Origin of the sequence: Pseudomonas helleri, assembly GCF_045830615.1 — a bacterium.
Lineage (GTDB): Bacteria > Pseudomonadota > Gammaproteobacteria > Pseudomonadales > Pseudomonadaceae > Aquipseudomonas > Aquipseudomonas helleri.
In genome coordinates this window covers 4,930,987-4,945,361 of record NZ_CP174501.1, presented here as the reverse complement: position 1 = coordinate 4,945,361, position 14,375 = coordinate 4,930,987, and the positions used below count along the sequence as shown (strand labels likewise).

Below are 14,375 nucleotides of genomic sequence, written 5' to 3'. Positions count from 1 at the left end.
TTTTGGGGCATGGGTGCAAAGATCTGCGCACCATGACGGGGCCTGTTGATGGGCTGCGTGCACGGCGATGCCCGGCTTTGGTGCCGACACGGGTCGACCAATAATTAATTACCACCCCATAACAGGCCTTCAGGCGAATGATTGGAGTGATTGCGAATTTACCCGATCACTTTAATCAAGGATGAATGCCATGACTGATTTGGAAAACCCTGCGGGCCGCTACAAACGGCAGCTGCGAAATAACTATGTCGAACTGCCTGAACTAAGCCCTGCTTTTATAGAGCCGGACGACGCAGCGCGCTTTGCCCATGAATTGATTGGCGATCAGCGCGCCGGTGAATATGGCGGCATGATTTTAAAGGACGCCCAAGGGCGATATTTTGCAACCCGGCCTGTGAGGGGGAAAACTAACAACTTCGACCCAGGTCTTGTGGTTTCAAGTAATGCTGAAGGCATGTTTATTCATCCGCCGGGGTATACCTGCTACGCCCTCTATCATTCGCACCCCAATAATTACGAGATCTTTAAAAGTGGGCTGCCTGGTTGGAGCTACGCTGAAATCAATACGGCGGTGCAGTTTTTTTCGACGGTTGATATTGGTTTGAACCATTTCAACGCCTACTTTAGTCCCGTGCACTATTTGTCTTCAGTCAACGGTGTGCTTCTGAAGTACGAGGCCAGCGGGTCAGCGTTTGAAGCGGCGTTGGCGACTCGTTTTTTTAAGGATGCGCAAGCGCAAAGGCTGACCTTCGATTCGGTTGAAGGGGAGGTTCAGGCAACCGCCAAGGCGGGCACATTAAGTGTGATCCAGTCTTCTGAAGTGTGGGGCTGGAAAGTGGGCAGGATAGACAGCACTTTCAAGCTCTACAAACCGGGTAATACCCTTGATGTTATCCCCAGTGCGATGCTGCGACCGGCTTTCAGCCCTGTCGCCTCCTCGTTGAAAGCGTTGCTCAACTATGTGCGCAATCGCACTGAGCGCGTGGTCGAAAGCCATTATGGATTTGTGCTTGAAAATAAGGTTTCAGGGATGTTTATCGCCACTGAGCCCAAGCCTCTGACCGCTGAGACTATAGGGTTGCAAGCATCAGCCGATCCTTCGCTCTCGACTTCAGTCTTTTCCAGGGCATTGGTGTTTTCTACGACCGCGCAAGGTGACGTTGTGTTGCCGCAAGGGTTTGAAATCGTCGGTGTTTATTGTGGCGAGAATCAACATCGGCCGCAGAGCAGCTTGCCGGCAGACGAATCCACAGTCTTCAAACACTTTATTGACCCAATGTTCATGGCGACAGGTATCACGGCGGCACGTTCTGTGAGCCAGCTCAAGGATACTGAGAGTACCAGGGCGATACCTTTATACATTTTGGTCCGAGATGGCGCCGTTCTGGAGTACGTGTCTACGTTTTCGGTGGCGGAACAGCAGTTTCTGAGCCCCACAAATAATCGGGGCTGGATCAGGATCGCTGGCGACCTGCGCCTGGGGTTTTATAAATCATGGGTCTATGTCACGGACATGGCTGCTGCCGGTGAGTTGAGTGTGTTGTACACCAGCGATTTATGGAGCCGTACGGGGCGTGTCACTCAGCAATGGCAGCCCTATAAGCACTTTGCGCGGCGGATTTTGAGCCCGTGTTTTATCAGTGCCGATGATGCCGCGTTGTATGTCCATGCCCGCATAGCGGGGCGGGACAAAAAAGTCTTCGGCGGTGTTATCTATCAACGCGCCGACCAACGCTTTGTCGCCAGCGAGCCTTTGGCGGTCAGCACTGAAACCTTTGATATCAACACCGTGATACCCCCTGAAGTTCAGTCATTTGCCCCGCCTGGCTGCACCCCGGTGGCGATGTATCACACCCATCACGTCTGGCCTTTGCAACTGTGGCGTTCAGCGCAAGAAGAACAGTTATACCGAAATATGCTGGAGCCTCATGAGGTCGGCGCAGCCATTACCGACCGAGGCTCGATCAAGACTCGCTTTTTTTCGACGCAAGACGGCGCATTGCTCAAATATTCCCCCAGCGGATCGAAGGATGAGCTGCGCATGCTCAGTCAGCTAACGCCCCTTCCGGCAGACCTGTGGAACGTACGCAAGAATTCGATTCAGCAACGCTTGAGGGCTAACAAGCTCAAACCCAGCCAGTTTATTTCCGGTATAGCCGCCACCGGCGCACTGGAAGTACTCAAGGGCAGCGCCTGTTGGGGCGCGCCGGGGGTGGTGGCTACCCGGTCGATGTTGCCACTGGCAGGCGATAGCTTAAATGAGGCTGTGCGAATACCTGCGTGCAGCCCGATTTTTACCCAAGAGCAGGATGCCGTTCGATATGCCCGCGCTCAGCTAGGAGCACGCAAAGAGGTGCAGTACGGCTTTGTATTGAAAAGCACTCAAGGTGAAGCCTATGTTGCGACGCAACCGCATACCGATACGTATTTGAGTCTGAGCAAAGTCTTTCCTTACGACGCCATGACCCAGCGTTACCAGTGGCCCGAAGGCTTTAGCGTCTGCGCGATGTACCTTGCGGGCCCGCAAGTGCCAGCTGTCCTGCTGGCTGATGCTGTTTATCAAGCGCTCATCTCGCCACGTGACATAGCCACTGCGCTGGTCACGCTCTCGACCCTTGACGATCAAGCCTATCCCCAGAAGCTGAACCCGGCGCTGTACCTCGCGCCAGCAACAGGGGCGTTGTTGCGCTACTTGCCGGGCACTATTTCAAGTTTGATTACGGCCGGAATTTTCCGCGATTCCGGTAACTGGATGATGGAGCAACTGACCACCCTGGCGCAGACCGCTGTGACCTACGCCCGCGAGGTGGCGCAGAGTGGCGAATTGACCGTGATCAAAACCTGTGGCGTGTGGGTCAACCTTGGTCCGGTGTTGGCGACGTGGAAGCCCAGTGTCAGAGAGCTGCTGGCGGAGCAAAATCATCCGCGGGTTGTGGCGTTGGGCCCTGTGTATGCACACCCCGATGACGCCGCGCGGGCTGTGCATCGGCAACTTAAACGCCCTCACACCCTCAATACCATGGGGGCGACGTTGCACAACCCGAGTAGCGACAGTTGGGTGGCGCTGCAGCCAGAGGTGAGCAACGGCCTGCAGGCCAATGCCGCCGAGCTGATCGTAATCAGCCATCGGCACAAGACCAGTGAAGATCCGTTGCGACCGATTTTACCCGCCGGTTATTCGGTACGGCGCCTGCAGGTTGCGCGTGATGTCAGGCACGTCACTGCGCTGAGTGAGGCGGATAAAAAGCGTGTGCAGAACATGCCTTGGCCCGTGGACCTTTGCTATGCGTCGGTGGCCATAGAGCAATTGGCCAATCGCGCCGGTGACGAGCGCTACGAGGTCCATGTGTACGTGTCGACTAATGACGCTGCCCTGCTGTTGTACTCGGCGGGGGATGAAGCCCGGGAAGTCCAGATGTGCGGGCCGAAAAAAGCGTTTGAACGCACCGAGGCGGGCTATTTTGTCGAGAACGCCCAGCCGACATCGTTGCCCAAAACCTCCCGGCAAATGCTCACTGAAATGGCCAAGGCCGGGCAACTGCGTGTGCTGGTCACCAGCCCGACATGGCCTGCTCTCGGTCTATACCGCGACCCGTACTTTGAACTTGAACCCGAAGGCGGCTTTGAGTGGACGACGCCCAGCCCCCTGCAACCCACCGTGACGCCCAAGCCGGGGGTGCTGCGTGATGAGCTTTAACGCTTGCGCATCAAGCCAATAAAGAACAACCCGCCGATGGCCGCTGTGGCCACGCCGATGGGCAGGTCTTCGGGGGCGATCAGGGTGCGGGCGGCGACGTCGACCCAGACCAGAAACACGCTGCCCAGCAGCGCCGACACCGGCAGTAAACGCCGGTGTTCAGCGCCCACCAGACGGCGGGCTATATGCGGGATCATCAGGCCGACAAAGCCGATGGAACCACTGATGGCCACCAGTACGCCGGTCATCAGCGAGGCGATCAAGAACACCTTGAGCCGTACATTGCGCGCATTCAGGCCGAGGGTGACGGCGGTTTGCTCGCCAGCCATCAGGGCGTTCAGCGGGCGGGCCATGCCCAGCAGCAAAAACAGCCCCAGCACCACCACGGCGCTGGGCACGGCCAGCAGTTCCCAGCGGGCCAGCCCGAGGCCCCCGAGCATCCAGAACAGCACAGCAGAACTGGCGCGATGGTCGCCCAAAAACAGCAAGGTGTTGGCCACCGCCATCATCACGAACGACACGGCCACGCCGCACAGCAGCAGGCGGTCGCTATCCAGGCGCCCCTGACGGCTGGCGATGGCCAGTACCAACAACATGCTCAGCAGGGCGCCGATAAAGGCGGCAATGGGCAAGGTCAGCAGGCCGACGATTTCGCCCACGTGCAGCACCACAATCACAGCGCCCAAGGTCGCGCCGCTGGTGACGCCGAGCAAGTGCGGATCAGCCAGCGGGTTGCGGGTCACGGCTTGCAACACCGCCCCGATCAACGCCAGGCCCGCCCCTACCAAGGCGCCGAGCAGCATGCGCGGCACGCGGATCAGCCACACGATGTGCTCCTGGCCAGCACTCCAGCTCACCTCGCCGAGGCCAAACACTTTGTTCAATACAATGTGCCACACCACGTCGACCGGCACCCGCGCCGGGCCAAAGCCCAGCGACACCACGCATGACACCAGCAGCAGTGCGCCAAGGCTGATCAGTAACAGGGCGTAGCGGTTAGACATCATTGTGGGTGAAACCCTTTGGCCAGGGTTTCGATGGCCAGCACGTTGTCGATGCCCGGCGTGGCTTGCACGTAGGGGATGACGATAAAGCGTTTGTGCTTGATGGCGTCCACCGATTGCAGGGCCGGGTTGGTTTCGAGAAAGCGCTGTTTTTGCTCGGCGGTGACTTCGCTGTAGTCGACGATCACGATGACCTCTGGGTTGCGCTCGACCACGGTTTCCCAGTTAACGCGGGTCCAGCTGGCGTCGATGTCGCTGAGGATGTCATCGCCACCCGCGGCTTCAATCAAGGCGTGGGGGATGCCCAGCTTGCCGGAGGTCATGGCGCGGTCTTCGCCGCTGTCATACAGAAACACCCGGGGTTTTGACGCCGGAAGAGACTTTTGCACGTCGGCGATTTTGGCCTGCATCTGCGCGATCAATGCGTTGGCACGGTCTTGCACGTCGAAGATTTTGCCGAGGTTGCGCAAGTCGTTGTAGGTGTCTTCCATGCTGGCTGGAGGGCGCTTCATCACAAACGCGCACGACTCGGTCAGCTCATACACGTTGATGCCCAGCGGGGTGAGGGTGTGCGGCGTGAGGTCACCACCCACGCGCATGCCGTAATCCCACCCGGCGAAGAAGAAATCAACATTGGCATTGAGCAGGGTTTCAACCGACGGGTACTTGCTGGCCAGCTCGGGCAGGCCATCGAGAATGGCCTTCATCTCGGGCGTGACCGACTTCCAGCCACTGATGCCGCTGTACCCGGCCATGCGCGGCTTGAGGCCCAGGGCGAGCATCATTTGGGTCATGTTGATGTCGTGGCTGACTGCGTGTTTGGGCGCTTGCGTGAAGGTCACGTCACGGTTGCAGCTTTTAATCGTCAGCGGGTAGGTCGTGGCGTCGGCCTGGGCCAGTTGTGCGCCGAATACAGCAGCCAGGCACAGGGCGAGACGGATCAGCTTCATGGTTGGGTTATCCAGGTAATGCGGGGGTAGCCGGACAGTGGATGGTCGTCGACCAGCGCGTCCACGCCGAAAACGTTGCGTAATAATTCAACGGTCAACACCTCGCGCGGCGTGCCGCTGGCGATGATCTTGCCGTGGTTGATCACGTACAACCGATCACAAAAAGCCGCCGCCAGATTCAGGTCGTGGATGCTGGCCAGGGTGCCGATGTTCAGGCGCTTGACCCGTTGCAGCAGCTCCAGCTGATAGCGCGGGTCGAGGTGGTTGGTCGGCTCGTCGAGGATCAGCAGGTCGGGTTGCTGGGTCAGGGCGCGGGCCAGGATCACACGCTGTTTTTCGCCGCCCGAGAGGGTGGCGAAGGCGTGGTCTTCAAAGCCTTGCAGGCCGACGGATTCGAGGGCGTCTCTGGCCAGTTCGCGGTCGGCCTGGGTGTCGCCGTCAAACAGGCCTTTGTGCGGGGTACGGCCCATGGCGACCACTTCATCAACGGTCAGGCCAAAGGCGTCCGGGAATTCTTGCAGCACCACGGCGATGCGCTGGGCGCACCAGCGTGGCGACTGTTGCCACAGGTTGTGCGGGCCGAGATGAACCTCGCCCGCTTCGGGCTTGCTGAAGCGATAAGCACAGCGCAACAGGCTGGTTTTACCGCTGCCGTTGGGCCCGATCAGCCCCACAAACTCACCGGCCGCGACGTGCAGGTTGGCATCACGCAGCTTGAACTGGTGATGACAATGGCCGTGGCCCAAGGGCGTCCAGGCGAGTTTGGTGAGGGTGAGCTGAGTCATGCATTTACCGGTCAATCCTGTAGGAGCGATCTTTTGATCTTTTAAAAGATCAAAAGATCGCGAGGCAAGCTCGCTCCTACAGGGGGTTAGATGTGCTTAGAAGGTGTAATCCGCCGTAACGAAGACCGAACGCGGTTCACCCATGATCCATTGTTGGCCGTCATTGTATTGGCTTAAGGCGTATTGGCGGTTGAACAAATTGTTTACGCGCAGCCCCAGGGTGGTTTTTGGCAGGGCTTTCCAGCTCACGGTGGCATCCACCACGGTGTAGCTCGGCAGCACGGCGGTGTTAGCCAGGTCTGCGTAACGCGCGTCGACATAGCGCACACCGGCGCCCGCGTTCACGTCGTCGGTTACGGCTTTGCTCAACCACAGGTTGGCGGTACGGCGCGGTACTTCGGCGGGGCGGTTGCCTTTGAGCGACACGCCGCCCTGATCGAATTTGTCGTATTGCGCACGGACAATGGCGGCGTTGGCCTGAAGCTGCCAGCGGTATGGCAGTTGCAGATCAAGGCTGGCTTCCAGGCCTTTGGAGGACTGTTCGCCCACTTGCAACTTGCGGGTGAAGTTGTCCGGGTCAGTGGTCAGCAAATCCTTTTTGACGATGTGATACGCCGCCAGTGTCCACTCGCCGCGCTGGTCCCAGAACAGTTGCTTGAAGCCGACTTCGGTCTGGCGCGCATGGGCCAGGCCAAAGTTTTGCTGGTTCTGGCTCAGGCTGATCAAACCGCCGACGCCATCGACGCTGGTGGCTTGTTGCGCGTAAACCGAGGTGTCCGGGGTCAGTTCGTACACCAGGCCGACTTTCCAGCTGTTGGCCGACAGGCTGCGGTCCGAGCGAGTGGTGAGGTTGTCCACCGAGAAGTCATCGCGGTCCAGGTGCACCATGTCGCGGCGCACGCCGGTCACCAGCGACAACTGATCGGTCAGCTCGGTGCGGTTTTCGGCGAACAGCGAAAACTGCTGCGTGGTGGTGGTGAACTGGTCGCGGTAAGGCGAAGCACTTTGCCATTGGCCGCGGTCCGGGTGGTACAGGTCGATCGGCTGGCCGTCTGCGTCCACGTCGTGGTACGGCGAGTTGCTGTGCAAATTGAAGTGGATACGGTTGTAGTCCATGCCCACCAGGGTTTTGCTCTTGAGACCGAACAGGTCATGGCTGAGCGCGAAGGTCTGGCGGTCGCCGACCTGTTCCTGCTCATGCTTGATGCTGAAATAGCCGCCGCGCAGCAGGGTTTGGCTGGCTTCGTCCCAGGCGTGGTTTTCGGCGTTCTGCCAACGGCGCTGGGCCTTGAGGTAATACAGTTCGTTGGTGGCGGTCAGGTTGTCGTTGATCCGCCATTCGCTGTTCAGGCGCGTCCACTGATCGTTGTAGTGCAGCTTGGCGTCACTGACGTTGTAGTTCTTGTCGCGCAGGCCCTTGTGATAACGGCCATTGATCAACGGCACGCCAAAGTCGTTTTGCGGCTCCTGGTCGCCGTAGTCGTGGCTCAGGGTGAACGCCAGATCATCCGTGGCCTGCCAGCGCAGGGCCGCGCTGATAAAGGTGTTTTCAGAGTCGCCGTGGTCGATCCAGCCATTGCTCTGGGTGTGGTTGATGTTCAACCGGTAGCTCAGGGTGTCGGTCAGCGAGCCGCCGCTGTCCAGTGCCTGCTGTTGGCGATCGTAGGAGCCGTAGCCGACGCGGATGTGGTTTTCGATCTCGCCGCTGAACGGTTTTTTCGGGATCACGTTGATCACCGCCCCGGTCGCGCCTTCGCCATACAACACCGACGCCGGGCCGCGCAGCACGTCGATGCGCTCAACCGACCAGTCGTCCACCGGGAAGGTCACGGTGCCCGCGCCGCTGTACATGCGCGTGCCGTCGTACAGCTGCATGACCGAGCCTTCACCGACAAAACCGCGCGCCGAGTACGCCGAACCGCCGTTGCCCGGCGAGCCGGTGAAACTGATGCCGGTGGTGCGGGTTACGGCGTCCTGCACGCTGCTGTCGCCACGGGCGCGGATCTGCGCGCCGGTCAGGCTTTCGACGCTGGCCGGGGTTTCGAGGCTGCTGAGGTTCAGGCGCGAACCGGCGGTGGTGGCGGTCTTGAGGTCGATGCTTTCGGCATCGATTTCAGGGGCGGTGATAGTGGCGGCAGGCAGCATCAGGGACGGCGCGGTGTCATCCGCGTGGGCGCTGTTAACCACCAGCAGGCAAAGGCTGGAAAGCAGGTACTTGTTCATTAGGGCAGTGAGTCGCTTTTTTCTGGAGGTGTGCCCGCTGCCTCCTGGCGGCGGGTGATCGAGCTTAAATTGTTTTGTTACACAGTAACAACAATTTCTCGCGTGATACTGGCGTGCCAGTATCCACATATCTCTGGATCGCGCATCTCGGATGTTTCATCCTCACTATGAAGCGCGCTCATGTTGAGGCTTTGAGCGCACGAGCAGCAGTAAACGGTCCAGCAGCCAGACGCCAATCAACGAGGCGCCGACCAAGGGGAACGCCACCGCCAGGGCGAGGATGATCACCACCCCGGTTTTCCAGGTCGGCAGGTCATGGCGCAGCGGCGGTACGCCCAGCCCGCCTTTGGGGCGGCGTTTCCACCAGATCACCAGGCCGCTGGTCGAACTTAGCAGGATCATCAGGCAGATCAGCAGAATCGCGATCTGGTTCAGCGAGCCGAACAGCTTACCTTCGTGCAGCATCACGCCCATTTCCGTGGCGCGGGCGACGTTGCTGTAATGCTGCCAACGCACATCGGCCAGTACTTCACCGGTGTATTGATCGACATGCAGGGTGGCGTCGTTGCGCGGGTCGTCAGCGAACACCGCAATGGTAAACACGCCTTGTGCCGTGGTGGGCAGGGTGATGCTGTAGCCGGGTTCGACCTTGCGCGTGCTGGCGGTGTCGACCACCTGTTGCAAGGTGATGCCGGGCGCCGCCGGGCCAGACGTGTGAGCGCCGTGGGCCATGTGCTCGGCGTGCGCGCCAGACACCGGCATCGGTGTGTTTTCCATGGCCCAGGGCACGGTCTGGCGGGCGGCGCTGTTCAGGGTGCGGGCTTCAACGTCTGATTGAGGCACGTTGTTCCACATGGCGGCGGGGAACTGGTTCCAGAGGTCGGCGTATTGCTTGCCCCAAAAACCGGTCCAGGTCATACCGCTGATCAGCATGAACAACAGCAAGGCTGCGCCCCAGAACCCGGTAACGGCATGCAGGTCGCGCCACAAGACCCGGCCGCGACGGCTCAAGCGCGGCCACAAGATTCCCGCCGCAGATTGCCCGCGCGGCCACCACAGGTACAGGCCGGACACCACCAGCACCACGCCCCAGCCAGCGGCGAGTTCCACCAGCCGGTCGCCGAGGGTGCCGATCATCAACTCGCCGTGCAGGGCGCGGGCCACAGCTTGCAGGTTGAGCTTGGCATCCTGCTCGCCCAGCACTTCGCCGCTGTACGGGTTGATAAACACATTGAGCTGGCGCCCGGCGTTGCTGAGCACAAATTGCGCGCTGCGCTCAGGGTTGATCGGCGGCAGGTACTGGCTGATATGGCCCTGTGGATAAGTGGCCTGCACGCGCTGAAGCTGATCGTCGGCACTGAGGCGGTGATGGCCGGGGCTGACGTTGATCAGGTGGTCGTAGAGCAAAGGGTCGAGCTGGGGTTTGAACAGGTAAATAATCCCGGTCAGGGCCAGCAGAATCATGAACGGCGCGACAAACAGCCCGGCATAGAAATGCCAGCGCCAGGCCAGGTTGTAGAACGACGGTGTGGGTTGGCTCATCAGGAGCGGCTCCGCAAAGAATTCATCAGGTGTAGGAGCGAGCTTGCCTCGCGATCTTTGGATTTTTAAAAGATCGCGAGACGAGCTCGCTCCTACAGGGGAAGGTGCTGTTAGAAACTCACATCAACCTTGGTCCAGAGCGTGCGGCCTGGTTCGTTGATCGCGGTCGGGTCGTTTGACGGGTAGCCAAACCCGGCGTTGCCCGCCATGTTCAGGTGCTCGCTGTAGGTTTTATCCAGCAGGTTGTCGACCCCGGCGCTGACCTTGAGGTTTTTGTTGATGCGGTACGCGCCGTTCAACGAGAACACGCCAAAGCCGGCGCTCTTGCCGTAGTCCTTGCCGACCACGTTGCCCGCGTTGCGGTCGATGCGGTCTTGGCGTGCAACCACACGCCACAGGGCGCCAGCGCTCCAGTCGTCTTCGCTGTAGGTCAGGCCGAGGCGGGTGTCCAGCGGCGGCATTTGCGGTAGAGCTTTACCGTCCGTGGTGTTTTTGCCCCAGGCGTAGGCCAGGGTCGCGTCGGCCTTCCAGTGTTCGGTCAGTTGATACGCGGCGCCCAATTCGCCGCCCATGATGCGGGCGTTGATGTTTTGCGCCTGGGAGCTGGTTTGCGTGTAGTCGAACAGGATGTAGTCGTGAATCACCCCGGCATAGGCCGACACCCAGGCTTCGAGGTCCTGTGTTTTGTATTGCAGGCCGACGTCGAGCTGGGTGGTTTTCTCAGGTTTGATGGCGTCGAAGGCGTTCACCGAACCGGCCGGGCCGGAGTTGGGCGAAAACAGTTCCCAGTAGTCCGGGAAGCGCTGCACATGGCCCAAGCCTGCGTACACCGTGGTCGGGCTGTTGGCCATGTCATGTTCATAACGTACAAAGCCGCTGGGCAGGGTGTCGGCGCGGGTGTTGTCCCGGGTCGGGTTGGGCTTGCTCATCATCCCCGAGCCTAGCCGGGCCCGGAAATCCTTGGCCGAGGCGCGGTCCAGACGGGCGCCGGTGATCACGCGATCGCGCTCGGCGGCGTACCAGGTCAACTCGGCAAAAGCGCCGTAGTTGTGGAAATCGGCGTCCTTGGTCCAGTTCTGCGCTTTGTAGGTGTCGATGCCCATGCCGGAGCGGGTGCGGTGTTCGTTGGTTTGCGCGTCGATGCCGCTGATCAACTGCACATCGGCCCAGCGCCAGGTGGCCTTGATGCGTGCGCCGAGGGTGCGCCGGTCAACGTTAACGCCCATGGGCCCGGCCATCATGCCGGTGCCGGACGGGGTGCGCAGGGTGTAGTTGTCCATCACGTGGTCGGCGTAGTTGTAGTAGACCTGCGCTTCGAGCTTGTCGAGCACGTCGCCGATGTTGGACTTTTCAAAGCGCAGGCCGAGGCTTTCGCGCTTGTACTGGCTGCCGTCCATGCCACGTCCGGCCGAGCGGGCTTCGCCATCGCCCTTGCCAGCGGTGAGTTCGAGCAGGGTGTCGGCGTCCGGGGTCCAGCCGAGGGCGACGTCGCCGTTCCATTTGTCGTAGCGCGACGGCACGGTGTGGCCGTCACCGTCTTTGTAGTCGTCGGAGTGGGCGGTGTTGCCGACGACCCGCAGGTAGCCCTGCGTGCCCCCGACGGCGGCATCGAGGGTTTTGTCGAAACGCCCGTTGGAGCCTGCCAGAACGCTGGCGTTAATGCGCGACCCCAGCTCGCCAAAATGCTCGGGCTCGCGTTCAAACAGCACCGTGCCTGCTGATGAACCCGGCCCCCACTGCACGCTTTGCGGGCCTTTGATGACGGTGAGTTTGTCGTAGGTTTCGGGGGCGATGTAGGAGGTTGGCGTGTCCATGCGGCCGGGGCAGGCGCCGATCATCTGGCCGCCGTTGGTGAGGATGTTGAGCCGCGAACCGAACATGCCGCGCAAGATCGGCTCGCCGTTGGTGCCGCCATTGCGGATCAGGGCAAAGCCCGGGATGGTCTTTAAATAATCCCCGCCATCGCTGGCGGGCACTGGCTGGCGCGGGTCTTTGGGGTTGGTAACGATGGTCAGCGGCGAACTGGGGGCGATGGCGGTAATCACCAGCGGGCTGATTTCATTGGCGTGTGTGGCGTGCTCGTCAAGTGTCTCGGCGGCCAGGGCGGCGGGTGCCAGCAACGCGCAGCACAGTGTGCTCAGGGCAAAGGGCAACACCGTGTGGGCGTGAGGCAAACGGGAGGCAGCAGTAAAGCGGGACATAGGCATTCCAGTATTCAAGCGAAAACAACACGGCCGACGCCCTGCGGCTGTCTAAAGCAGCGCCTGCAGGTCGGCCAGGTAGAGGATGTTGTGAACGTGCTTAAACGAATGCCGGAGGCGCCCGCGCGCGGGCGCCGGGGAAGATCGGTTGTTGCGCATGCCCCAGCCGTGTGGGCTGTGCCAGATAACTTTTGGGGCGCAGCGAGTCGAACAGGGTGATGTCAGCGGTGTGCGGCAGCGCCGGGCAACTGAACAACAGCGTGCAGTAACCGCATTTTTCCCACAGTGCATGGTGCTCGGCAGACGGCGCGTGATGCCCGGCGTGTTCGCCGTGCGCCGACATGTCCATGCCCATCTCCATGGACATTGGCATCGACATGGAGCCGTGATGATTCATCGGCACCGCTTGGGAAATCAGCGGGCCGATAAAAATCATCAGCATGGCAAACAGGCTCAGCCAACTGCCGCGAATCTGCGACATGGAGTGCCTGGCGCGAGGGGCGCGCATGGGGCTCAAAAACCGGGGTCGTTAGTGAGCGTGCATGTGTTCCATGTTGTCTTCAGGGGGCTGTTTTTGCACCGAGACTTCAACCGGTATGTCACCGGCTTTCTCGAAGTGCAGGGTCAGCGGGAAGCGTTTGCCGTCTTGCAGCAGGCTGCGATCTTTAATGTCGACCAGCATCACGTGGTACGCCATCGGCCCGAAGGTCACCGTGCCACCGGGGGCAACGACGACGTCGGTCACTGGCTGCATGCGCATCATGTCGCCTTGCATCACGTGCTGGTGCAGCTCGGCGCCCCCGGCAATCGGGGTGTCGGTGCTGAGCAGGCGGTCGGCGGTGCTGCCGGTGTTATGGATCACAAAGTACGCGGCCACGGTGGGCGCGTTGGGTGGCAGCTCTTGCGACCACGGATGAGTGATTTGCAGATCACCGCTTTTGTATTCGTGGGCGTTGGCAAAACAGGCAGGCAACAACAAAGCCGCCGCAATAACGGCGTGCTTGAACAGTGACAGGTTCAACATGGTCATTCTCCGAAATGATTCAGGCGCAAAAAGGTTGCGAGGACGAATCAGACCAGAGGGGAAGCGCGGGGGTTAAGGCTCGGCCATTGCTGGCGCGGGGTGGGCCGTTTGAGGTGATCGGGGAGCTGACTGTGGCCCCGTTCAATCGCAGCGAAATACAGCGTGGGGATATGCGCGGGCAGCGCCACCAGCGGCGCCGAGCCAGAGCAGCACCAGCAATGCTGCATGTTTGAGTGATCGTCTTTGTGGCTGTCGGCGGTGTCGAACTTGCCCAGCGACACGGCCACCATCTGGGTGCCCGTGGAGGTGCAGAAACTGCTCCACATCACCTGCTCGGCCGGCTCGCTGCCAGTGGACGCCATGGCCCCGCCCATCGACATGGCGAGCATGTTGAACAGCACTGCGAAGCAGGCGATCCAGGCAAATGCAAACCGTTGTCGGGACATGACACATTCCATGAGTGAAGAGATCAAGGCGGCTATTTAGCCTGAATGGCCTGCGTAAGTAAAAAGGCCGTGTGTGTGGCGAAATGTCGCGTTAATCAATGTGCTGGTACTGCGTGCACTTCTATTTCAACGCCAAGGTTACTGCGCATGACCGAAAATATAGCGGCCAGATTATCCATGCTAGGGTTGCCGCTGACTGAAAGCATGCGATGCAAGCTTTTGCTTGGTTTGGCTGTTTCTTTGGCCAGGCTTTCAAATCCGACCGTAGCATTCACCAGGTCGCGAAGAATGACTCGGGCCATTTCAGGTTCGCCATTCAAAAAAAGCGTTGCGGCCTCATCGAGCAGTGCTTGAGCAAAAGCAGGTTCGCGTTCGGCTCGCTCAGCAATCGTTTGTTTGAAGCTTTTTGTGAGAGCCATTGGAATTACCTCGTGTCTTGTGTCGCTTGTTTACGGCTTTTGTGGCAATGATGAAAAACTGCCAGAAACCTGTAGGAGCTGCCG

At 60.1% G+C, this 14,375-nt stretch carries 11 protein-coding genes; 1 reads left to right on the top strand and 10 read right to left on the bottom strand.

Annotated features, from left to right (window positions below; genetic code table 11):
* Nucleotides 1-190: 190 nt before the first annotated feature.
* On the top strand, nucleotides 191-3,697 hold the full coding sequence (locus ACJJU9_RS22275; protein WP_407729554.1) for a DUF4329 domain-containing protein: 3,507 nt from the start codon (nucleotides 191-193) through the stop codon (nucleotides 3,695-3,697).
* Here ACJJU9_RS22275 and ACJJU9_RS22270 read toward each other — a convergent pair.
* The 10 genes from ACJJU9_RS22270 to ACJJU9_RS22225 all read right to left on the bottom strand — a co-directional run bounded on the left by ACJJU9_RS22270 (nucleotide 3,694) and on the right by ACJJU9_RS22225 (nucleotide 14,291).
* Nucleotides 3,694-4,704 carry an iron ABC transporter permease gene (locus ACJJU9_RS22270; protein ID WP_123751196.1) on the bottom strand — a complete coding sequence of 337 codons (1,011 nt, stop codon included), beginning with the start codon at nucleotides 4,702-4,704 and terminating at the stop codon, nucleotides 3,694-3,696. The genes ACJJU9_RS22275 and ACJJU9_RS22270 overlap by 4 nt on opposite strands.
* On the bottom strand, nucleotides 4,701-5,651 hold the full coding sequence (locus tag ACJJU9_RS22265) for an ABC transporter substrate-binding protein (RefSeq protein ID WP_353231101.1): 951 nt from the start codon (nucleotides 5,649-5,651) through the stop codon (nucleotides 4,701-4,703). The genes ACJJU9_RS22270 and ACJJU9_RS22265 overlap by 4 nt, the downstream gene beginning before the upstream one ends.
* On the bottom strand, nucleotides 5,648-6,436 hold the full coding sequence (locus tag ACJJU9_RS22260) for an ABC transporter ATP-binding protein (protein WP_048366533.1): 789 nt from the start codon (nucleotides 6,434-6,436) through the stop codon (nucleotides 5,648-5,650). Before ACJJU9_RS22260 ends, ACJJU9_RS22265 begins: the two co-directional genes overlap by 4 nt.
* 96 nt (nucleotides 6,437-6,532) lie before the next feature.
* The gene (locus ACJJU9_RS22255) at nucleotides 6,533-8,659 is read right to left on the bottom strand and encodes a TonB-dependent receptor (protein WP_407729553.1); all 2,127 of its coding nucleotides are present in this window, start codon (nucleotides 8,657-8,659) and stop codon (nucleotides 6,533-6,535) included.
* Nucleotides 8,660-8,824: 165 nt separating this feature from the next.
* On the bottom strand, nucleotides 8,825-10,201 hold the full coding sequence (locus ACJJU9_RS22250) for a PepSY domain-containing protein (RefSeq protein WP_048366531.1): 1,377 nt from the start codon (nucleotides 10,199-10,201) through the stop codon (nucleotides 8,825-8,827).
* A gap of 110 nt (nucleotides 10,202-10,311) precedes the next feature.
* Nucleotides 10,312-12,402 carry a TonB-dependent copper receptor gene (locus ACJJU9_RS22245; protein ID WP_407729552.1) on the bottom strand — a complete coding sequence of 697 codons (2,091 nt, stop codon included), beginning with the start codon at nucleotides 12,400-12,402 and terminating at the stop codon, nucleotides 10,312-10,314.
* 100 nt (nucleotides 12,403-12,502) lie between these two features.
* Complete coding sequence (locus ACJJU9_RS22240) at nucleotides 12,503-12,883, bottom strand: DUF2946 domain-containing protein (RefSeq protein ID WP_048366529.1); 381 nt, start codon at nucleotides 12,881-12,883, stop codon at nucleotides 12,503-12,505.
* A 48-nt stretch (nucleotides 12,884-12,931) separates the two neighbouring features.
* Nucleotides 12,932-13,426 (bottom strand): copper chaperone PCu(A)C, encoded by a 495-nt coding sequence (locus tag ACJJU9_RS22235; RefSeq protein ID WP_407729551.1) that lies wholly within the window; start codon nucleotides 13,424-13,426, stop codon nucleotides 12,932-12,934.
* A gap of 47 nt (nucleotides 13,427-13,473) precedes the next feature.
* Nucleotides 13,474-13,872, bottom strand: coding sequence for a DUF2946 domain-containing protein (locus tag ACJJU9_RS22230; protein WP_153375847.1), 399 nt, complete (start codon nucleotides 13,870-13,872; stop codon nucleotides 13,474-13,476).
* 95 nt (nucleotides 13,873-13,967) lie between these two features.
* Nucleotides 13,968-14,291, bottom strand: a complete 324-nt coding sequence (locus tag ACJJU9_RS22225; protein WP_153331949.1) for a DNA-binding protein — start codon at nucleotides 14,289-14,291, stop codon at nucleotides 13,968-13,970.
* Between the last annotated feature and the right edge of the window lie 84 nt (nucleotides 14,292-14,375).

What these genes read in the sequence shown, in the direction of transcription:
- ACJJU9_RS22275 (WP_407729554.1), top strand. Translation starts at nt 191, where the DNA reads ATGACTGATTTGGAAAACCCTGCGGGCCGCTACAAACGGCAGCTGCGA.
- ACJJU9_RS22270 (WP_123751196.1), bottom strand. Translation starts at nt 4,704, where the DNA reads ATGATGTCTAACCGCTACGCCCTGTTACTGATCAGCCTTGGCGCACTG.
- ACJJU9_RS22265 (WP_353231101.1), bottom strand. Translation starts at nt 5,651, where the DNA reads ATGAAGCTGATCCGTCTCGCCCTGTGCCTGGCTGCTGTATTCGGCGCA.
- ACJJU9_RS22260 (WP_048366533.1), bottom strand. Translation starts at nt 6,436, where the DNA reads ATGACTCAGCTCACCCTCACCAAACTCGCCTGGACGCCCTTGGGCCAC.
- ACJJU9_RS22255 (WP_407729553.1), bottom strand. Translation starts at nt 8,659, where the DNA reads ATGAACAAGTACCTGCTTTCCAGCCTTTGCCTGCTGGTGGTTAACAGC.
- ACJJU9_RS22250 (WP_048366531.1), bottom strand. Translation starts at nt 10,201, where the DNA reads ATGAGCCAACCCACACCGTCGTTCTACAACCTGGCCTGGCGCTGGCAT.
- ACJJU9_RS22245 (WP_407729552.1), bottom strand. Translation starts at nt 12,402, where the DNA reads ATGTCCCGCTTTACTGCTGCCTCCCGTTTGCCTCACGCCCACACGGTG.
- ACJJU9_RS22240 (WP_048366529.1), bottom strand. Translation starts at nt 12,883, where the DNA reads ATGTCGCAGATTCGCGGCAGTTGGCTGAGCCTGTTTGCCATGCTGATG.
- ACJJU9_RS22235 (WP_407729551.1), bottom strand. Translation starts at nt 13,426, where the DNA reads ATGTTGAACCTGTCACTGTTCAAGCACGCCGTTATTGCGGCGGCTTTG.
- ACJJU9_RS22230 (WP_153375847.1), bottom strand. Translation starts at nt 13,872, where the DNA reads ATGTCCCGACAACGGTTTGCATTTGCCTGGATCGCCTGCTTCGCAGTG.
- ACJJU9_RS22225 (WP_153331949.1), bottom strand. Translation starts at nt 14,291, where the DNA reads ATGGCTCTCACAAAAAGCTTCAAACAAACGATTGCTGAGCGAGCCGAA.